Below are 18,889 nucleotides of genomic sequence, written 5' to 3' on the forward strand. Positions count from 1 at the left end.
GCCCGGAAGCCGAAGGAAGCGACAGATGAGCACGATCACCACCAAGGACGGCACCGAGATCTTCTACAAGGACTGGGGCCCGAAGGATGCGCAGCCGATCGTCTTCCACCATGGCTGGCCGCTCAGCGCCGACGATTGGGACAACCAGATGCTGTATTTCCTGCATCAGGGCTTCCGGGTGATCGCGCATGATCGCCGCGGCCATGGCCGCTCCAGCCAGACCGCGACCGGCAACGAGTTGGACACCTACGCCGCCGACGTGATCGAGCTGGCCAGGGCGCTCGACCTCAAGAACGCCGTCCATATCGGCCACTCCACCGGCGGCGGCGAAGTCGCTCATTACGTCGCCCGCGCCGAGCCCGGCCGTGTCGCCAAGGCGGTGCTGATCGGCGCCGTGCCGCCGATCATGGTCAAGTCCGAGAAGAATCCCGGCGGCCTGCCGCTCGAGGTGTTCGACGGCTTCCGTGAAGCGCTCGCCGCCAACCGCGCCCAGTTCTACATCGAGGTGCCGGCCGGCCCCTTCTACGGCTTCAATCGGCCGGGCGCGAAGGTCTCCCAGGGCCTGATCGACAATTGGTGGCGGCAGGGCATGATGGGCGGCGCCAAGGCCCATTACGATTGCATCAAGGCCTTCTCGGAGACCGATTTCACCGAGGACCTGAAGACGATCGAGGTCCCCGTCCTGGTGATGCATGGCAGCGACGACCAGATCGTCCCCTATGCCGACTCGGCGCCGCTCGCGGTGAAGCTGCTCAAGAACGGCACGCTCAAGACCTATGAGGGACTGCCGCACGGCATGTGCACGACCCATCCCGAGATCGTCAATCCAGACCTGCTCGCCTTCATCAAGGGCTGATCGACAGGGGCGAGCCGGACTCCCGGCTCGCCTCACACTCCGTCCGGGCAGACGGTTTTGACAAAAGCAGGCGAAGTGCGCTCAATCAGAGGTAAGCTTGGAGGACGCGATGCAACCTGCTCTCTTCGCCCCGGTAGCCTGCGCGATCGTCCTGCTGTTATCCGCATGTCCGTCATCGGCCAAACCATTGCAGCCGGAACGCAAGATCCAGGCAAGCGCGGATTTCACGGGCAAGACGCCCAGCAAGCCCGCCAAGGATGTCAGCGGCCTGGCCTGCCTGCCCCGGAATGATGGCGAGCGCCGCTGCCTGCTCGCCAATGACGAGAATATCGTTGCCCAATTCGCAACGCTGAAGGGCAAGCGCATCAAGCCCGGCAAGACAGTCGCGCTCATCGGCGACAAGCCTTCGGCCGCGACGCTCGGCGCCACGCCCTCGGTCGCCTGTCCGAAACCGGGCTCGTTCGGCGAATTCGACAGCGAGGGCGTCGCCTACGCGGCGCCCTATTTTTATGTCGTCGGCTCGCATGGCTGCTCGCGCAATACCGGCGAATTCCGCCTCTCCTCATTCCATCTGGCGCGGATCAAGGTCGATGCCGCCGGCAAGCCCGAGGGGCCGGCCGAACTGACCTACCGGCTCGGCGACGCATTGCGGCAAGCCGGCGCCGCCGGTGCCTTCTTCGGCAAGGATCTGATGAGCGCGGATGGGCTCAATATCGAAGGCGTGGCGGTGGTCGGCGACCGGCTGTGGGCCGGGCTGCGTGCTCCCGCGCCAGGCGGTCGCGCCGTACTGGTCGGCACCAGCGTCTCGGCGCTGTTCGCGCCGGGTCACGGATCGCTTGGGGCCGAGCCCGAGATCGTCGCATTCGATGCGGGCAAGGACCGTGGCATCCGCGATCTCGCCGCACTTGCCGACGGCAGGCTCATCGCACTGGTCGGCGCGCGCCAGGAGGAGGATGTCCCCTACGCGCTGATCCTGGTCGATCCGCGCCAGCCGGACGCAGCCCGGGAACTCGGCGAACTCCGGCAAAAGCGGAATGCCAAGGCGGAGGTGGTCACGCTGCTCGCCGAGACGAGGGACGGCGTGATCCTTCTCGTCGGTTATGACGGCAAGAAGAACGGCGACTTCGAGGAGTATCGCCTGCCGTTGCAATGACTGGCCTCAGCCCGACCGCAGCCCGCCATTCTCGAACCGGGCCGGCTGGAACTCGGCATCGTCCAGGCCGTTCACGATCGCGATCAGGCGCGAGACGAAAGCGTCGACGTCTCCGGTTGAATTGGCTGCATCGAGCAGAGTGTTGGAGAAGACGTGAGCGGCGTTCAGGCCCGGCGGCCCGGGGCAATGCCAGGAAGGCCGGCGTCCACCCGATTGCTGGGCACCCAAGCTGGGGCGCGTGGATTGCAAGCACATGACATACCCATCGCGGAGGGGAATCAGCTAGCAAGCACCATGACCTCGACATCCTTCCTCGCCCGGCTCGAGCCGCTCGTCACCCGCTTCCGCGCCGAGGTCGCCAGCCCGCGTGAGCATCTCGCCCTGCTGCGCTGGCAGATCGCGCAAGGTCACGCGCTCGACAGCCGCGACACCTTCCCCGGCCATGTCACCACCAGCGCCATCGTGCTCTCGCCCGGCCATGAACAGGTCCTGTTGATCGACCATGTCGTGATCGGCCGCTGGCTCCAGCCCGGCGGGCATTACGAGCCGGCCGAACTTTTCCACCAGTCGGCGGCGCGCGAGGCGGTCGAGGAGACCGGCGTCGCCGGCCTCAGGCTGCATCCCTGGCATCGCGGCGACGACCTGCCCTTCGCCATAGACAGCCATGACGTACCGGGCAAGCCGTCGCGCGGCGAGCCGGCGCATATCCATCACGACCTGCAATATCTCTTCCTCGCCGACCCCGCTCTCGCGCTGGTGGCGCAGGAGGAGGAAGTCCATGCCGCCGCCTGGAAGCCGGTCGCCGCGCTCGAGGAGATCGCGCCGCGCGCCTTCGCCCGGCTGGCCTCCCTCCCGTTGCCGTGAGCGAGGCTGTTGCCGCGGCGCAACATGTTACTTTATTACATTAGCGTCGCCTTGCGGGCTCTCGCTTTATCGGCGGCCGTGAACGATGCTTCCGTCGTCGGAATCGGCAAGATCGCTATTGCAAATCATTTGCATCTTGACCATTCTGGCGACGTAATAGGACCTGCCCGATGCCGCTCAAGCTCGCCGCCGCCGCTCTGCTCCTCAGCGCCGGCGTGACCGCCGCCTTCGCCGCCGACCTGCCCTCGCGCAAAGCCGCCCCGGCAGCCCCGCCGCCAGCCTCGGCCTGTTCCGAGAGCGAGAGCATCCCCACCGACGCTTTCGGCTTCACCACCGGCTCGGATGTCGCCGATGTCGGCTCCTTCGGCCCAAGCTTCACCTATGGCGGCGCCTTCGGCACGCGGACCGGACGGTCGAACAGCCATGGCGGCCAGCTCCAGGGCTCCTACGGGCTCTTCCCCTGCATGGAGGTCGGTCCCTACCTGCTCGGCAACTTCACCAATGCCTCGGTCGGCGGCTTCAGTGCCGACGAGCGCGCCTTCGGCGCCGGCATCGAGATGAAGTACAAGCTGCTCACCCGCGACGCGCACGGCATCGGCCTGACCGCGGTGGTCGATCCGAGCTTCAACCGCATCGACCCCGAGGGCGCCGGCCGCTTCACCGTCTACAACACGGGCCTGCGCCTCTTCGCCGACACGACGCTGATCCCGGGCAAGCTCTACGCCGCACTCAATGTCTCGCAGGACATGACCTGGACAGGGCCCGATCCTTACGCCCGCTCCGCAACCTTCACGCTCTCCGGCTCGCTCGCCTGGCAAATCGTGGACAGCGTCTATCTGAGCGGCGAGGTCCGCCATATGCGCGCCTATAACACGCTCGGCTTCAGCAAGGAGGCGGGCTATGCCACCTTCGCCGGCCCCGGCATCTACTGGCAGGCGACGAAGGATCTGGCGATCTCGGCCGCCTACAACATCCAGCTCGGCGGCAAGGCCAAGGGCGAGCCCGGCAATCTCGACCTGACCAATTTCAGCCAGCATCTGGTGAAGGTGAAGCTGGGCTATAGCTTCTGAGACCTCGAGAGCAGGCACGACCGTCATGCTCGGCCTCGTGCCGAGCATCCAGGTCTTGAACACCGTCCCCCATCGAAGAAGACAGGGATGGTCGGGACAAGCCCGACCATGACGACTAGAGCATTTTCGAGCGAAGTGGATACCGGCGTGAAGGAAATGCGTCAAAGCAAGTAGATAGAGAATTTTCGCGATTCGAGGAAACGCGGAAATGCTCTAGCGCCTCAGCGCAGCAGCGACCCACCCGTCATCTCAGCCGGTTGCTCCAGCCCCATCAGCTTCAGCAGCGTCGGCGAGATATCGGCCAACCGCCCATTCGCGAGCGCCTTGGCCTCGCCCCCGATCAGCATGATCGGCACCGGGTTGGTCGTATGTGCGGTATGCGGCTTGCCGGTCTTCGGATCGACCATCAGCTCGCAATTGCCGTGATCGGCGGTGACGAGCAGCGCGCCGCCCTGTTTCAGCACCGCCTCGGCGATGCGTCCGAGCCCGGTATCGACCGTCTCGACCGCCTTGATCGCAGCCGCAAGCACGCCGGTATGGCCGACCATGTCCGGATTGGCGAAGTTCAGCACCACGAGATCGTATTGTCCCGACGAGATCGCCTCGACCGCCTTCTCGGTCAGCTCCGGCGCCGACATCTCCGGCTGCAGGTCATAGGTCGCGACCTTGGGCGATGGCACCATCACGCGGTCCTCGCCGGGAGAGGGCGTCTCCTCGCCGCCATTGAAGAAATAGGTGACATGCGGATATTTCTCGGTCTCCGCCATGCGCACCTGCTTCAGGCCGGCCTTCGCGACCGTCTCGCCCAGGCCGTTGGCCAGCGTCTGCGGCGCGAACAGCACCCCCATGCGCCTGTCGAGCTCGGCGCTGTAGGAGGTCATCGAGACCGCTCCCACCAGCGTCGGCACGCGCGAGCGCGCAAAGCCTGAAAATTCCGGTTCCAGCACCGCCGTCAGGATCTCGCGGATGCGGTCGGAGCGGAAATTGAAGCTGAGCAGTCCGTCGCCGTCCTTCATGCCGCCATAGGAGCCGATCACGGCGGGGACGATGAACTCGTCATTGACCCCGTCGGCATAAGAGCCGGCGATCGCAGCCTCGGCGCTGGCAAAGCCTTTGCCCTCGCCTAGGACCATGGCCTTCCAGGCTTGCTCGACCCGCTCCCAGCGATTGTCGCGATCCATCGCGTAATAGCGGCCCGACAGGCTGGCGACGCGCGCCCCCTCCGGCAGCGCCGCGACGAAGTCACGGACATAGTCGGCGGCCGATTGCGGCGGCGTATCGCGGCCGTCCGTGAAGATATGGACGTTCACCTTGACGCCTTGCGCCGTCACCAGCTTCGCCAGCGCCACTGCATGGTCCTGATGCGCATGCACGCCGCCGGGCGAGACGAGGCCGAGGAGGTGGCAAGCGCCCCCGCTTTGCTTCAGCTTGGCGATAAGCCCGCTGGCCTCCAGAGCCTTGTCGATCGAACCGTCGGCGATCGCCTGGTTGATCCGTGGCAGGTCCTGCATGACCACGCGGCCAGCGCCGAGATTGAGATGGCCGACCTCGGAATTGCCCATCTGTCCATCAGGCAGGCCGACATCGAGGCCCGACGTCTTCAGGAAGCCATGCGGCGAGCTTTCCCAATAGCGGGTGAAGTTCGGTGTCTTCGCCAGCCTGACAGCGTTGTTCTCGCTCTCTTCGCGCCAGCCCCAGCCATCGAGGATCATCAGCATCACGGGGCGGTTGGACATGGCGCGACCTTCGGCATCTGTGAAAACTGCCCGTGCGGATATCACGCTCGCCGCCGACGGCGCGAGTGCTAAGAAGGAAACCCGGCCCTGCGGAACAAAACCCGAGGAGACGCAGATGGCGCTCAAGGCTCTGGTCTTCGATGCCTATGGCACATTGTTCGACGTGCAGTCGGTCGCCGGCGTCACCGATGCCGCGTTTCCCGGCCGCGGCGAGACGATCACCCAGATCTGGCGGCTGAAGCAGCTCGAATACACTTGGCTGCGGGCGCTGATGGGCCGCTACGAGGATTTCTGGGCCGTCACCTGCGAGTCGCTCGATTTCACCCTGAAGACGCTCGGCCTCGCCGCCACGCCCGAGCTGATCGCCAAGATCGCCGAAGCCTATGACGCGCTCGCGCTCTATCCCGAGGCGCGGCAGGCGCTGACGTCACTGTCCGGCTTTCGTCTCGCAATCTATTCGAATGGCAGCCCCGCGATGCTGAAGCGGCTCATCCATCACGCCGGTATCGACGGGCTGCTCGAGACCGTGATCAGCGTCGACGAGATCGGCATCTACAAGCCGGATCCGCGCGGCTATGCCTTGGTCGAGAAACGGCTCGGCCTCAGCCGCGACGAGATCCTCTTCGTCTCCTCCAATGGCTTCGACATTGCAGGCGCCAAGGCGCATGGCTTCAGCGTGGCGCGCATCGAGCGCATTCCGCCCGCCATCTTGCGCGCAGAGCTGGAGCAGGCCAGCCTCGTCGGCGCCAAGACCCTGTTCAAGGCCCTGCGCATGCAGCCCGAGCAGCTTGGCCTCGCCGCCGATCTCACCATCGCGGCGCTGACCGATCTCGTTCCCTACGCCACCGCGCGCCGCTGATTGCCCGGAGACCCTGATGATCAAGCTCTACTACCACCCATCGCCCAATCCGGCGAAGGTCGCGCTGTTCCTGGAAGAGGCCGGCCTGCCCTACGAGATGGTGCCGGTCGACACCCGTCGCGGCGATCAGTTCAAGCCCGAATTCCTGGCGATCAATCCCAATGGCAAGACCCCGGCCCTGACCGATGGTGACGTGAAGATCTTCGACAGCAGCGCCATCCTGCTCTACCTCGCCGAGAAGACCGGCCAGTTCCTGCCCGAGAACACGCCGGAGGCGCGCGGCCAGATGCTGTCCTGGCTAATGTTCGTCGCCACCGGCATCGGCCCCTATTGCGGCCAGGCCGTGCATTTCACCCGCGCCGCGCCGGAGAAGATCCCCTACGCGATCAACCGCTACAGCTACGAGGCCAAGCGCCATTGGGGCCTGATCGAGGCCCAGCTCGGCAAGCACCGCTACATGCTCGGCGACAGCTACACGCTGGTCGACATGGCCGTCTGGGGCTGGGCGACGCGCATCCCCTTCGCGCTCGGCGAGGAGATCTTCAGCCAGATTCCCAACATCAAGCGCCATCTCGACGAGATTTCGGCGCGGCCCGCCGCCCAGCGCGCGATGGCGCTCAAGGACCAGTTCGCCTTCAAGGCCGAGATGGACGAGGAAGCGCGCAAGTTCCTCTTCCCGCAGAACGCCAACCTGGTGGCGTGAGCGGCGGACCGTTTCGGCGCGTTCGGGTGGATCATCGGCCCGAAAAGTGGATTGCGGCTTTCGGAAAAGCCGATGCGAAAACAAGGAGCTTGACCATCGGACCGGGTGCGGTATCCGGTCCGATGATCTACAGCATTTTCGAGCGAAGTGGATACCGGTTCGCGTGAAGAAAATGCGTCAAAACAAATAGATGGAGCATTTCCGCGATTCGAAGAAACGCGGAAATGCGCTAGTGTCCTTCTTCGCCATTTTCCTCCGCGCCCAGCGCCGCCAGCGGCGCATCGAGCGTGAAGACGACGCCGGCGGGCGGAAACGCGTTCTCGACCCGCGCCCGCTGCGACGGGAAGGAGCGCTCGATCAGCCGCGAGCCGAAGCCGCGACGGGCCGGCGGCGTCACCAGCGGGCCGCCGCTCTCCTGCCAGCGCAGCCGGAAATGCGGCTCGCCTTCGATCTCGTCGATCCGCCAGGTCACGTCGACCCGCCCGGTCTGATTGGAGAGCGCGCCATATTTGACGGCATTGGTGCCAAGCTCGTGCAGGATCAGCGAAAGCGAGAGGGCCGGCTTGGGGCCGACCGCGACGGCGGGACCGCTGATCGAGAAGCGCTCCGGCTCGCCCTGGATGCCGATGACCCCGGTGACGACGTCGCGCAGCGTCGCCCTCGACCAGTTGCCGTGCACCAGGAGATCATGCGCCCGCGACAGCGCTGCGAGCCGCGCACTGAAGGTCTCGTTCGCTGCTTCCAGCGAGGTCGCGCTGCGGAAGGTTTGCGAGGCGATGGCCTGGATCATCGCCAGCGAGTTCTTGACCCGATGCGCCAGTTCCTGCAGCAGCAGGCGCTGCTGTGCCTCCGCCTCCTTGCGCTCGGTGATGTCGATATGCGCGCCGACCAGCCTGAGCGGCTTGCCGGCCTCGTCGCGCTCGATCTCGGCATTCGCGGAAATCCAGCGCAAGGCCCCGTCCGAGGGCCGGATGATCCGGTATTCCGCATGATAGTCCGTCGCCGTGCCGGCCACCGCCTCGCGGAAATGGCCCTCGGTCGTGATGCGATCCTGCGGGTGGATGCGCCGCACCCAATCCTCATGGCTCTCGTTCACCGCCTCTGGCGGCAAGCCGTGCAGCACCAGATATTCCGGCGAACGCTTGTTGACGAAGCCCTCGCGCAGGCCGACCTCGAGCCCGCCGACCTTTCCGATCTTCTGCACCCGCGCCAGCTGGCGCTCGCGCGCCCGCAGAGCCTGCTCGGCCGCTTCCTGCGCCAGCTTGGTGCGCACCGCTTCCGTCGTCTCGAGGACGATCGCCAGCACGCCGGCCGGCTCGCCAGCCTCGTCGAGGATCGGGCTGTAATCGACATTCAGCCAGACCTCTTCCGCCCGCCCGTTGCGGTGCAGCTCGAGCGGCAGGTCGCGATAGGAGAGCTGCCCGCCCGCACCGAGCACCTTGGCCATCACGTCGCGATGGAACTCGAGCACTTCGGGCCAGGCCTCGAACACGCTCTTGCCGAGGATGCCCGGATGCCGCGCCCCCGCGATGACCGCGTAGGCGTCGTTATAGACCATGAAGCCCTTGTCGCCCCAGAACAGCGTCATCGGCGTCGGCGACGAGAGCATCAGCTGCGCTGCCGCTTTCAGGGCGGCGGGCCAGGCCGAGGGCGCACCGAGCGCGGACGAGGATTCGCTGAAGCCGCGCAGCAAGCGCCCAGCCTCGCCGCCGCCAATCGGCCAAGTCTCGTCTGCCATTACGGCATAGTCCCCCAAGCCCGCCGGCAAAGGCCCCGCACCCGAACGCTGGCTCACATCTGATTGCCACCGTGCCACGACCGCAGCAATAGCAGGCGTGCAACGCGGCACATGCGTCAAAAGACACAGGCTTCACAGGGCGGCATGCCTCTGGCATTGCGAGGGGCACTGGCAGTGCATCGCATTTCGCGGCACTGTGCCGCCCGATTCCGCATAGAGGCTGCATGCTCCGACGCGGCCCAAGAGGACCGAATGCCGACCGATATCGAGATTGCCCGCTCCGCTCGGCTGAAGCCGATCGCCGCCGTCGCCGAAACGGCCGGCATCCCCGAGCAAGCCCTCAATCCCTACGGCAAGTACATCGCCAAGGTCGACACGGCGGAAATCCCTGATTTCGCCTCGCGCCCCGATGGCAAGCTGATCCTCGTCACGGCGATCAACCCGACGCCGGCAGGCGAAGGCAAGACCACCACCACGGTCGGCCTCGGCGACGGGCTGAGGCGGATCGGCAAGAACGTCATGATCGCGCTGCGCGAGCCCTCGCTCGGCCCCTGCTTCGGCATGAAGGGCGGCGCGGCCGGCGGCGGCTATGCCCAGGTCGTGCCGATGGAGCAGATCAACCTGCATTTCACCGGCGATTTCCACGCCATCACCAGCGCCCATAACCTGCTGGCGGCGCTGCTCGACAACCATGTCTACTGGGGCAACAAACTCGATCTCGACGCCCGCAACATCGCGCTCCGGCGCGTGATGGACATGAACGACCGGGCGTTGCGCAGCATCGTCTCCTCGCTCGGCGGCAACGGCAACGGCTACCCGCGCGAGGACGGCTTCGACATCACCGTCGCCTCCGAGGTCATGGCGATCTTCTGCCTGTCGAAGGATCTCGACGATCTGGAGGAGCGGCTCGGCCGCATCGTCGTCGGCCGCAGCCGTGGCAAGCAGCCGGTCACCGCAGCCGAACTCAAGGCGACCGGCGCGATGAGCGTGCTGCTGAAGGACGCGCTGATGCCCAATCTGGTGCAGACGCTGGAAGGCACGCCGGCCTTCGTCCATGGCGGCCCCTTCGCGAACATCGCCCATGGCTGCAACTCGGTGATTGCCACCCGCGCCGCGCTGAAGCTCGCCGATTACGTCATCACCGAAGCTGGTTTCGGGGCCGATCTCGGCGCCGAGAAATTCTTCGACATCAAGTGCCGCAAGGCCGGCCTGCGGCCGGATGCGGCGGTGATCGTCGCGACCGTGCGCGCGCTGAAGATGCATGGCGGCCTTGCCAAGGAGGCGCTCGGCCACGAGGATCTGCACGCGCTCCAGGCCGGGCTCTCCAACCTCGCGCGCCATGTCGAGAACATCCGCAAATTCGGCGTGCCGCCGATCGTCGCGATCAACAATTTCACCAGCGACACCCATGCCGAGCACGAGCTGATCCGCAATTATTGCCGCAACCATCTCGGCGTCGAGGCGGTGATCTGCCGCCACTGGGCCGAAGGCGGCAAGGGCGCGGAGGAACTGGCGCATAAGGTCGCCGATCTCGCCGAAGGCGGCGAGGCCGATTTCGCCCCGCTCTATCCCGACGAGATGCCGCTCAAGCAGAAGCTCGAGACGATCGCGCGCGAGATCTATGGCGCCTCCGGCCTCTCGCTCGGCCCGAAGGTCGCCGCCCGCTTCGCCGAGCTGGAGGAAGCCGGCCACGGCAACCTGCCGATCTGCGTAGCCAAGACGCAATATTCCTTCTCGGCGGACCCGACGCTGCGCGGCGCGCCCTCCGGCCATCTCGTCCCGGTGCGCGAGCTGAGGCTCTCGGCCGGCGCCGGCTTCGTCGTCGCGATCTGCGGGGACATCATGACGATGCCCGGCTTGCCGCGGGAGCCTGCGGCGGAGCGGATCTATGTCGATGCTGCCGGGCAGATCGAGGGGCTGTTCTAGAGCATTTTCGAGCGAAGTGGACACCGGTTCGCGTGAAGAAAATGCGTTAAAACAAAAGGTTAGAGAATTTTCGCGATTCGGAGAAACGCGGAAATGCTCTAGCGCATCGGCCCGAAAACTGGCTTGCGGCTTTCGGAAAAGCCGATGCGAAAACCAGAAGCTGGATCCTCGGACCGGATACGATATCCGGTCCGAGAATCTAAGCGGCGGATGAAGGTGTCATCCCGCACGCGCTGCGGCGCGCAGTGCCGCTGCGCAGATGCGGGGCCGGCCTCAGAATAGGGCGCCGTACCGGCGAAAAGAGGGCCTTCTCGTCACACGGTCCCGTGTCTGCGCAACAGCATTGCATGCAGCAGCGCACGGGATGACGCTACTCACCCAAAGACGAGCTGGACCTTCATCGCCTTCGACTTGTCAGCCGCGAGGTCGAACGCCTCGATCGCCCGCTCGACGGGAATCTGCGCCGTCAGCAGCGGCGAGAGATCGACGCTGCCCGAGCCGATCATCTGCACCGCCCAGTCGAACTCCTCGTGGAAGCGGAAGGAGCCGCGCAGGTCGAATTCCTTGGCGACCAGCACGTTGATCGGCAAGGTGAAATTGCCGCCGACACCGATCTGCACGATCACGCCGCCGGAGCGCACGACGTCAAAGGCTCCGGTCAGCGCATGCTGGTTGCCCGAGGCCTCGAACATCACGTCGAAAGCGCCCTTCTCCGCGCTGTACTCGGCCTTGAGCCTGTCAGGCTCGGCCAAGACGTTGATGGCGCCGGTCGCTCCCATCTTCAGCGCCGTCGGCAACGGCGCATCGACCACATCGGTCACGACGATCTCGGCCGCCCCGGCAGCCTTGGCCGCCACCACGGTCAGTACGCCGATCGGCCCCGAGCCTGTCACCAGCACCCGCTTGCCGAGCAGCGGGCCGGCGCGCTTGACCGCATGCAGGCAGACAGAGAGCGGCTCGGCAAAGGCGGCCTGCGCCGCCGGCACATGGCCCGGCAGCTTGACCGCCTGGCGCTCCTCGATCACCAGCACGTCGCGGAAGCCGCCCTGGACATGGGGGAAGCGCATGGCGCTGCCATAGAACAGCATATCCGTGCAGTGCTGCTGCAGGCCCATCTGGCAATAGCGGCAGCGCCCGCAGGCCCGGCTCGGATTGACCGCGACCCGGTCGCCCGGCCTCACCCGCGAAACCTCGCCGCCGACGGCCTCGACCGTGCCGGCGATCTCATGGCCGAGGATCAGCGGCTCGCGCACGCGAATCGTGCCGAAGCCGCCATGCAGATAGTAGTGCAGATCCGAGCCGCAAATGCCGCCGGCCTCGATCTTCACGCGGACATCGAGCGGACCGAGCTCCGGCGCGGTGGTCTCCTCGACACGCAGGTCCTTTTCGGAATGGATGACGACGGCGCGCATGGCGACCCTCCGGAGATGATAGTTCCGACGATTGTCTAATCGATTGAAAGCTGCTTACCGAAACCAAGTGAGCCGGCGCAATCGCAAATCGGCCCGGCGTTTCGCCGCAGGAGGGAGGCACCCATGTCGCTGTCGCTGTTCAATCTGGAAGGCAAGGTCGCGCTGGTCACCGGCTCGGGCCAGGGCATCGGGCTCGCCATGGCCGAGGGCCTGTCGTCAGCCGGCGCCCATGTCGTGCTGAACGGGCGCGACACGGCCAAGCTCGAGGCCGCCCGCAAGGCGATCGCCGATGCCGGCCGCGAGGTCTCGGTCGCCGCCTTCGACGTCACCGACCAGCATGCGGTCGAGGAAGGCATCGCCATGGTCGAGGCGAAAGCCGGGCCGATCGACATCCTGATCAACAATGCCGGCATGCAGAAGCGCGGCCCCTTTGTCGATTTCGCTGCCGCCGACTGGCATCAGATCGTCGCGACCAACCTGCATTCGGTCTTCTATGTCACGCGGGCGGTGGCCAAGGGCATGGTCGAGCGCAAGCGCGGCAAGATCGTCAGCATCGGCTCGGTGATGAGCGAGCTCGGCCGCCCGACGATCGTGCCCTATACCGCCACCAAGGGCGCGGTGAAGACGATGACGCGCGGCCTCGCCGCCGAGCTCGGCAAGCATAATATCCAGGTCAATGCGATCGGCCCCGGCTATATCGTCACCGAGCTGAACCAGGCGCTGATCGCCGACGAGGCCTTCTCGACCTGGGTCAAGAGCCGCACCCCGGCCGGGCGCTGGGGCGAGACCAAGGAACTGATCGGAGCGGCGATCTTCCTGTCCTCGACCGCCTCAGATTACGTCAACGGCCATTTGCTGATGGTCGATGGCGGCTTGAGCGTCGCGGTCTGAGGCCGCGCAACAGACCAGGCTTTGAAAGAGCGGGCCATCGCTGCGCGCGATGGGCCGCTTCTACTGCTTCGACTATTGCGCCGCTGCGCGAAGCCTTTCCTCGATCTTCGTCAGGTTGAACGAGCCCGGCGTCTGGCTGGGCGGATAATCCTTCATCGACTGCAGGAACTGCGCCGCCAGCCCCTGGATCGGGACGATGACGAAGACGCGGTCCAGGAACCAGTCATTGTAGGTGTTGGAATTGTGCTGCGCCTTCTCGAACGGATCGCGCCGCAGGTGGAACAGCAGGGGCACCCGCAACTCGACGAAGGGTTCGCGCCAGACGCCGAAGGCCTCGCCCCGGTTCTCCAGGAAGACGACCTTCCAATCCTCGTAGCGCGCGGCGACGACCTGACCGTCGTCGTTCACGTACCAGAATTCCTTGCGCGGCGATTCCTTCGTCCTGCCGCTGAAATAGTCGAGCATATTGTAGCCGTCGGGGTGAGCCCGATATTGTCGCCCGGCAAAGGTATCGCCCTTCATCAGGCGCTCCTTGACATCAGGCATGCCGGCGGCCGCAAGGAAGGTCACCATCCAATCCTCATGCGCCACGATGCCATTCAGCGTCGTGCCCGCCGGGAATCGACCGGGCCAGCGCACGAAGGCGGGGACGCGATAGGCACCCTCCCAGTTCGAATTCTTCTCGCTGCGGAAAGGCGTCGTCCCCGCATCCGGCCAGGCGTTGTAATGCGGCCCGTTATCGGTCGAATAGAAGACGATGGTGTTGTCCGCGATCCCGAGATCGTCGAGCTTCTTGAGGACAACGCCGACCATCGCATCGTGCTCGACCATGCCGTCGCTATACTCGTCCTGGCCGGATTTGCCGCGATTGGCCTCCTTCACATGCGTGCGAAAATGCATACGCGTCGCGTTCCACCAGCAGAAGAACGGCTTGTTCGCCTTCACCTGGCGCTCGATGAAATCCATCGCCGCGGCCGATGTCTCTTCGTCGATCGTCTCCATCCGCTTCTTGGTGAGCGGCCCGGTATCCTCGATCTTGCCGTCCGCGCTGGCCTTGATCACGCCGCGCGGTCCGAAGCGCTTCCGGAACTCCGGATTCTTCGGATAATCCATATTCTCCGGCTCTTCCTCGGCGTTGAGATGGTAGAGATTGCCGAAGAACTCGTCGAAGCCGTGCCTGACGGGCAGGTGCTCGTCGCGGTCGCCGAAATGGTTCTTGCCGAATTGGCCGGTCGCATAGCCCTTGTCCTTGAGCAGGGCCGCGATCGTCGGGTCGCTTGCCTGCCAACCTTCCTTCGCCCCGGGCAGGCCGACCTTGGTCATGCCGGTGCGAACCGGCACGGTGCCGCCCATGAAGGCGGCGCGTCCGGCAGTGCAGCTCTGCTGGCCATAATAGTCGGTGAAGCTGACGCCCTCGCGCGCGATACGGTCGATATTGGGCGTCTGATAGCCCATCATCCCGTGATTATTGTGGCTGATGTTCCAGGTGCCGATATCGTCGCCCCAGATGACGAGAATGTTCGGCGCCGCGCCGGAAGGCGCGGGAGCCCGTGGCGCAGGTGCCGGCTGTTGCGCGAGCGCGCCGGAGCCAAATGTCGCCGCGGTCGCGAACGCAGTTCCCGAGAGCAGGATCCGGCGTCGATCAACCTGTGTATCGGGCTCGGTCGTCGGTGTTTGAAGGGGAGCGTCTTTGAGATCGCTAGTCATCGCATTCCTCCAACAAAGTCATGATTCCCAAAAAGGGAAACAACTCGGGGAAGACTCCGAAGATTTAAGTGGGTATCAGGCGTCAAAAAGCCGCGGCACGCGGACGATCTGGCAAGATCAGGCCGCGAAGGAAAAAATGGGCACCCATGAATACTAATGGCATGAATCGATTTTCACGCCAAGGCAAAGCGCGGTGCTTCGTGCCTCCCCGGTCATCAGAATGAACGCGGACCCCGTTTCGCTCAGCCGTCCCGTTCCGCATTCTCGTCGAGGCTCTTCTCCAGGGCCCCGCGCGCCTTCGCCGCCCGCTTCTCGAACTCGGTGCGGATCGCCTCCAGCTTCTCCTCGTCGAGTTCCTCGAGGTCGAGCAACTCCTCGCGCGCGCCTTCGAGCCGCACGATCAACTCGTCGAGCTTGATCTGCATGGCGGCGGTGTCGCGATTCTGGCTGTTCTGGATGATGAAGACCATCAGGAAGGTGACGATCGTCGTCGAGGTGTTGATCACCAATTGCCAGGTGTCGTTGAAGCCGAAGAACGGCCCCGAGATCGCCCAGATCACGATGACCGCTAGCGCCAGAAAGAAGGTCTGCGGCTTGCCGGCCCAATGGGCCACCGCCTGCGACAGGCGCGTGAAGAATGAGCGCTTGGACGGCGCTTGATCATAGGCCGACATGGCATCCCCCTGGCAGTCACACGCATCGTAACCCTCGACCGGGCGATGCGTTCCGCGCAGGGGTTCGGCTCTCAGGCCTTCAGCCGTTCGGCATGCCAGGCGATGTGCTGGGCCATGAAGGTCGAGACGAAATTATAGGAATGGTCGTAGCCGTCGCGCATGGTCAATTCGAGCGGGATGCCCGAGCTGACGCAGGCTACTTCCAGCAGCCAGGGCCGCAAGCCTTCCTGCAGGAAGCCGTCGGCACTGCCCTGATCCACCAGCAATTCCTTGATCCGGTGCCCATCGGCGATCAGCGCCGTGCTGTCATAGGCCCGCCATGTCGTCTCGTCCGGCCCGAGATATTTCTCGAAGGCCGGCCGCGACCAGCCTGCGGTCGACGGCTGCGCGATCGGCGAGAAGGCCGAGACCGAGCGATAGCGCTCCGGATTCTTCAGGGCGAGCGTGATCGCGCCATGCCCGCCCATCGAATGGCCGAAAATACTTTGCCGGCTCATATCAACCGGAAAACTCTGCGCCACCAGCTCCGGCAACTCGTGCAGGACATAGCTCTCCATGCGGTAGTTCTTGGCATAGGGCTCCTGCGTCGCATCGAGATAGAAGCCCGCGCCGGAGCCGAACTGCCAGTTCTCCGGCTCGTCGGGCACATGCTCGCCGCGCGGCGAGGTATCCGGACAAATGATGGCGATGCCGTTCGCAGCCGCGGCCGCCCGGTACTCTCCCTTGTCGACCACATTCTGGTGAGTGCAGGTCAGGCCCGAGAGATACCAGAGCACCGGCACCGGCCCGTCCTCGATCTGGTGTGGCAGGTAGATCGCGAAGGTCATCGGACAGGCGCAGGACGAACTGTCATGGCGATAGACGCGCTGCTGGCCGCCGAAGGCCTTCGAGGACGAGAGCAATTCCATCCGCATATCTCCCTTCGCGCTGCTTCGCCTCCGTCATGCCCGGCCTTGTGCCGAGCATCCACGTCTTGAACATCTCGATCGAAAAGAGAAGGCGTGGATGGTCGGGACGAGCCCGACCATGACGAGGAAGGCTAGTTGGCCCCAATCACGGCGGAGCTATCGAGCAAAAAGATGGCGACGGCCACCTCAATAGACGACGACGGACCGGATCGACTTGCCCTCGTGCATCAGGTCGAAGCCGTGATTGATCTCCTCGAGCGAGAGCTTGTGGGTGATCAGGTCGTCGATATTGATCTTGCCCTCCATGTACCAGTCGACGATCTTCGGCACATCAGTGCGCCCGCGCGCGCCGCCGAAAGCCGTTCCCTTCCAGACCCGGCCGGTGACGAGCTGGAACGGCCGCGTCGCGATCTCCTTGCCCGCCTCGGCGACGCCGATGATGATCGATTCACCCCAGCCGCGATGGCAGCATTCCAGCGCCTGGCGCATCACATTGGTGTTGCCGGTCGCGTCGAAGGAGAAGTCGGCCCCGCCGCCGGTCAGGTCGACGATCGCCTGCACCACCTTGTCGGTGCCGATCTCGCTGGGGTTGATGAAGTCGGTCATGCCGAATTTCTCGGCCATGGCGCGCTTGCCCGGGTTGATATCGACGCCGATGATCTTGTCGGCTCCGACCATGCGCGCGCCCTGGATGACGTTGAGCCCGATGCCGCCGAGCCCGAAGACCACGACATTGGCGCCGGGCCAGACCTTCGCCGTGTAGATCACCGCGCCGATGCCGGTCGTCACGCCGCAGCCGATATAGCAGATCTTGTCGAAGGGCGCGTCCTCGCGGACCTTCGCCAGCGCGATCTCGGGCAGCACGGTGAAGTTCGCGAAGGTCGAGCAGCCCATATAGTGGAAGACCTCACCGCCATCGCAGGAGAAGCGCGAGGTCCCGTCGGGCATCAGGCCCTGGCCCTGCGTGGCGCGGATCGCGGTGCACAGGTTGGTGCGCCGCGACAGGCAGCTTTTGCAATTGCGGCATTCCGGCGTGTAGAGCGGGATGACGTGGTCGCCGACCTTCAGCGTCGTCACGCCGGCGCCGACCTCGCGCACGATGCCGGCGCCCTCATGACCGAGGATCGCCGGGAACTTGCCCTCGGAATCCATGCCTGAGAGCGTATAGGCGTCGGTATGGCAGATCCCGGTCGCCATCACCTCGACCAGCACCTCGCCCGCCTTCGGCCCGCCGATCTCGATGGTCTCGATCGTCAGCGGCTTGCCAGCCTCCCAGGCGACGGCGGCACGTGTCTTCATGGTGATCTCCTCGCACGATCGCCGAAGCGGCGCTGATCCGATGCGCGATAGGGCGAAGACATGGCGCCTTTGTCAATGCGCCCGCGCGCATTGAACCGGCATCTGAAAAGCGAGAGCGGCGCGGATCTTTCGATCCGCACCGCTCTCCGAATAGTGATCAGATCAGGCGATCAGTACTTGCGCACGACCGGCGGCTGATACACCGGCCGCTCGACGGCGCAGCAATCCGGATCGCCGAAGTTCCAGCGCATGCCGATCTTGAAATCGTGGCTGTCGATCGACTTGGCCTTCAGCGGGGCATAGGACTCCGCCAGGAAGGCGTTGCGGATCGGGCCGGACTGGGCGTCGCCGAGGTTCAGGTAGCGGTAGCCGACTTCGAGGGTGAGGTTCTTGTTCACCTCGTAGCCGACACCGGCCATGAGCGCCCAGGCGAGGCCGGTCTTGTCGCCGCTGCTGGCGACGCCGAGCGTTGGAGAGACCGGGCCGAACGGCTGGTTGGCGAAGACGATGCCCTGGTCGCTCAGGCCGCTGATCTGGTTGCGCGCCACACCGATACCGGCGCCGAGATAGGGGGTCAGGCAGTTCCAGGTGCCGAGGTCGACATAGGCGTTGAACAGGGCGACCATCGAGGAGAGGTTGCCCTTGTAGGTGTTGGTCTGGTTACCCAACGCGAAGGGATTGTAGATGGTGTCGTTGACGCCGATCGAACCGCCACCGCGATATTCGAGCGTGCCGTCGACACGGAACCAGTTGTTGAAGCGATAACCGGCGCCGATGCCGGCGAAGAACGCGGTCTGGTCGGTCTTGCCGAAGAAGCTGCCGCCATAGGCGATGGTATCGGCCTGCTCGTACTTGTCGACCGACTGGACACCGATGCCGATATCGCCGCGCAGGTACCAGCCGGAGCTGATCGTGCCCTTCAGGCCGAGCGGCTCGGGCGGGGGCGGCGGCAGGGAGGCCAGATCGGCAGCATTGGCCATGGTGGCGGCACTGAGCGCCATAGCACCGGCAAGCGCAAAAGTTTTCAGGCTGCCCATGGCAGTGTCCTTCGAGTTTGCGCGAGCGGGACGCAGCGCGCGCGAGTTACCAATGG

The 18,889-nt window shown here is 65.1% G+C and carries 17 protein-coding genes; 8 read left to right on the forward strand and 9 right to left on the reverse strand.

From position 1 onward, the window contains the following. Positions 1 to 25: 25 nt before the first annotated feature. Positions 26 to 856, forward strand: coding sequence for an alpha/beta fold hydrolase (locus EV560_RS02980; RefSeq protein WP_165923293.1), 831 nt, complete (start codon positions 26 to 28; stop codon positions 854 to 856). Positions 857 to 965: 109 nt separating this feature from the next. After that, positions 966 to 2,009 (forward strand): DUF3616 domain-containing protein, encoded by a 1,044-nt coding sequence (locus EV560_RS02985; protein WP_131853830.1) that lies wholly within the window; start codon positions 966 to 968, stop codon positions 2,007 to 2,009. A 6-nt stretch (positions 2,010 to 2,015) separates the two neighbouring features. Here the strand turns inward: EV560_RS02985 and EV560_RS35670 are convergent, their stop codons facing one another. Continuing rightward, positions 2,016 to 2,237: a hypothetical protein gene (locus EV560_RS35670; RefSeq protein WP_165923294.1), complete on the reverse strand. Its 222-nt coding sequence runs from the start codon at positions 2,235 to 2,237 to the stop codon at positions 2,016 to 2,018. Between the two features lie 66 nt (positions 2,238 to 2,303). On the opposite strand from EV560_RS35670, the gene EV560_RS02990 reads away from it, so the two are divergent. After that, on the forward strand, positions 2,304 to 2,873 hold the full coding sequence (locus tag EV560_RS02990) for an NUDIX hydrolase (protein ID WP_165923295.1): 570 nt from the start codon (positions 2,304 to 2,306) through the stop codon (positions 2,871 to 2,873). Between the two features lie 170 nt (positions 2,874 to 3,043). Continuing rightward, positions 3,044 to 3,943, forward strand: a complete 900-nt coding sequence (locus EV560_RS02995) for a hypothetical protein (protein WP_131853834.1) — start codon at positions 3,044 to 3,046, stop codon at positions 3,941 to 3,943. Positions 3,944 to 4,164: 221 nt separating this feature from the next. On the opposite strand, the gene gpmI is transcribed toward EV560_RS02995, so the two are convergent. Next, positions 4,165 to 5,679 (reverse strand): 2,3-bisphosphoglycerate-independent phosphoglycerate mutase, encoded by a 1,515-nt coding sequence (gene gpmI / locus EV560_RS03000; protein ID WP_131853836.1) that lies wholly within the window; start codon positions 5,677 to 5,679, stop codon positions 4,165 to 4,167. 115 nt (positions 5,680 to 5,794) lie between these two features. Here gpmI and EV560_RS03005 point away from each other — a divergent pair, with 115 nt between their 5' ends. Both EV560_RS03005 and EV560_RS03010 read left to right on the forward strand, forming a co-directional pair. Further along, positions 5,795 to 6,538: a haloacid dehalogenase type II gene (locus EV560_RS03005; protein WP_131853838.1), complete on the forward strand. Its 744-nt coding sequence runs from the start codon at positions 5,795 to 5,797 to the stop codon at positions 6,536 to 6,538. Between the two features lie 16 nt (positions 6,539 to 6,554). After that, positions 6,555 to 7,241 (forward strand): glutathione S-transferase family protein, encoded by a 687-nt coding sequence (locus tag EV560_RS03010; protein WP_131853840.1) that lies wholly within the window; start codon positions 6,555 to 6,557, stop codon positions 7,239 to 7,241. A gap of 229 nt (positions 7,242 to 7,470) precedes the next feature. On the opposite strand, the gene EV560_RS03015 is transcribed toward EV560_RS03010, so the two are convergent. Then, positions 7,471 to 8,979, reverse strand: a complete 1,509-nt coding sequence (locus tag EV560_RS03015) for a sensor histidine kinase (RefSeq protein ID WP_131853843.1) — start codon at positions 8,977 to 8,979, stop codon at positions 7,471 to 7,473. Positions 8,980 to 9,231: 252 nt separating this feature from the next. Between EV560_RS03015 and EV560_RS03020 the strand changes: the two genes are divergently transcribed. After that, positions 9,232 to 10,905, forward strand: coding sequence for a formate--tetrahydrofolate ligase (locus EV560_RS03020; protein WP_131853845.1), 1,674 nt, complete (start codon positions 9,232 to 9,234; stop codon positions 10,903 to 10,905). Between the two features lie 374 nt (positions 10,906 to 11,279). On the opposite strand, the gene EV560_RS03025 is transcribed toward EV560_RS03020, so the two are convergent. Then, positions 11,280 to 12,317 (reverse strand): L-idonate 5-dehydrogenase, encoded by a 1,038-nt coding sequence (locus EV560_RS03025; RefSeq protein ID WP_131853847.1) that lies wholly within the window; start codon positions 12,315 to 12,317, stop codon positions 11,280 to 11,282. A gap of 123 nt (positions 12,318 to 12,440) precedes the next feature. On the opposite strand from EV560_RS03025, the gene EV560_RS03030 reads away from it, so the two are divergent. After that, positions 12,441 to 13,208, forward strand: coding sequence for an SDR family oxidoreductase (locus EV560_RS03030; protein ID WP_131853849.1), 768 nt, complete (start codon positions 12,441 to 12,443; stop codon positions 13,206 to 13,208). A gap of 72 nt (positions 13,209 to 13,280) precedes the next feature. On the opposite strand, the gene EV560_RS03035 is transcribed toward EV560_RS03030, so the two are convergent. From EV560_RS03035 to EV560_RS03060, 5 genes are all read right to left on the reverse strand, one after another. Next, positions 13,281 to 14,915 (reverse strand): arylsulfatase, encoded by a 1,635-nt coding sequence (locus tag EV560_RS03035; protein WP_131853851.1) that lies wholly within the window; start codon positions 14,913 to 14,915, stop codon positions 13,281 to 13,283. A gap of 242 nt (positions 14,916 to 15,157) precedes the next feature. Beyond that, positions 15,158 to 15,589, reverse strand: coding sequence for a low affinity iron permease family protein (locus EV560_RS03040; RefSeq protein WP_131853853.1), 432 nt, complete (start codon positions 15,587 to 15,589; stop codon positions 15,158 to 15,160). 71 nt (positions 15,590 to 15,660) lie between these two features. Then, positions 15,661 to 16,497 (reverse strand): S-formylglutathione hydrolase, encoded by an 837-nt coding sequence (gene fghA / locus EV560_RS03045; protein ID WP_131853855.1) that lies wholly within the window; start codon positions 16,495 to 16,497, stop codon positions 15,661 to 15,663. Positions 16,498 to 16,683: 186 nt separating this feature from the next. Then, a complete protein-coding gene (locus tag EV560_RS03055; protein WP_131853859.1) occupies positions 16,684 to 17,796 on the reverse strand; it encodes an S-(hydroxymethyl)glutathione dehydrogenase/class III alcohol dehydrogenase in 1,113 nt (370 codons plus the stop codon). A gap of 170 nt (positions 17,797 to 17,966) precedes the next feature. After that, the gene (locus tag EV560_RS03060) at positions 17,967 to 18,833 is read right to left on the reverse strand and encodes an outer membrane protein (protein WP_131853861.1); all 867 of its coding nucleotides are present in this window, start codon (positions 18,831 to 18,833) and stop codon (positions 17,967 to 17,969) included. Positions 18,834 to 18,889: the final 56 nt, after the last annotated feature.

This window comes from Allobosea sp. BK604 (assembly GCF_004341515.1).
Classification (GTDB): domain Bacteria; phylum Pseudomonadota; class Alphaproteobacteria; order Rhizobiales; family Beijerinckiaceae; genus Allobosea.

Excerpts from the sequence above, each read along its gene's own strand:
- EV560_RS02980 (WP_165923293.1), top strand. The coding sequence starts at position 26 with ATGAGCACGATCACCACCAAGGACGGCACCGAGATCTTCTACAAGGAC.
- EV560_RS02985 (WP_131853830.1), top strand. The coding sequence starts at position 966 with ATGCAACCTGCTCTCTTCGCCCCGGTAGCCTGCGCGATCGTCCTGCTG.
- EV560_RS02990 (WP_165923295.1), top strand. The coding sequence starts at position 2,304 with ATGACCTCGACATCCTTCCTCGCCCGGCTCGAGCCGCTCGTCACCCGC.
- EV560_RS02995 (WP_131853834.1), top strand. The coding sequence starts at position 3,044 with ATGCCGCTCAAGCTCGCCGCCGCCGCTCTGCTCCTCAGCGCCGGCGTG.
- gpmI (WP_131853836.1), bottom strand. The coding sequence starts at position 5,679 with ATGTCCAACCGCCCCGTGATGCTGATGATCCTCGATGGCTGGGGCTGG.
- EV560_RS03005 (WP_131853838.1), top strand. The coding sequence starts at position 5,795 with ATGGCGCTCAAGGCTCTGGTCTTCGATGCCTATGGCACATTGTTCGAC.
- EV560_RS03010 (WP_131853840.1), top strand. The coding sequence starts at position 6,555 with ATGATCAAGCTCTACTACCACCCATCGCCCAATCCGGCGAAGGTCGCG.
- EV560_RS03015 (WP_131853843.1), bottom strand. The coding sequence starts at position 8,979 with ATGGCAGACGAGACTTGGCCGATTGGCGGCGGCGAGGCTGGGCGCTTG.
- EV560_RS03020 (WP_131853845.1), top strand. The coding sequence starts at position 9,232 with ATGCCGACCGATATCGAGATTGCCCGCTCCGCTCGGCTGAAGCCGATC.
- EV560_RS03025 (WP_131853847.1), bottom strand. The coding sequence starts at position 12,317 with ATGCGCGCCGTCGTCATCCATTCCGAAAAGGACCTGCGTGTCGAGGAG.
- EV560_RS03030 (WP_131853849.1), top strand. The coding sequence starts at position 12,441 with ATGTCGCTGTCGCTGTTCAATCTGGAAGGCAAGGTCGCGCTGGTCACC.
- EV560_RS03035 (WP_131853851.1), bottom strand. The coding sequence starts at position 14,915 with ATGACTAGCGATCTCAAAGACGCTCCCCTTCAAACACCGACGACCGAG.
- EV560_RS03040 (WP_131853853.1), bottom strand. The coding sequence starts at position 15,589 with ATGTCGGCCTATGATCAAGCGCCGTCCAAGCGCTCATTCTTCACGCGC.
- fghA (WP_131853855.1), bottom strand. The coding sequence starts at position 16,497 with ATGGAATTGCTCTCGTCCTCGAAGGCCTTCGGCGGCCAGCAGCGCGTC.
- EV560_RS03055 (WP_131853859.1), bottom strand. The coding sequence starts at position 17,796 with ATGAAGACACGTGCCGCCGTCGCCTGGGAGGCTGGCAAGCCGCTGACG.
- EV560_RS03060 (WP_131853861.1), bottom strand. The coding sequence starts at position 18,833 with ATGGGCAGCCTGAAAACTTTTGCGCTTGCCGGTGCTATGGCGCTCAGT.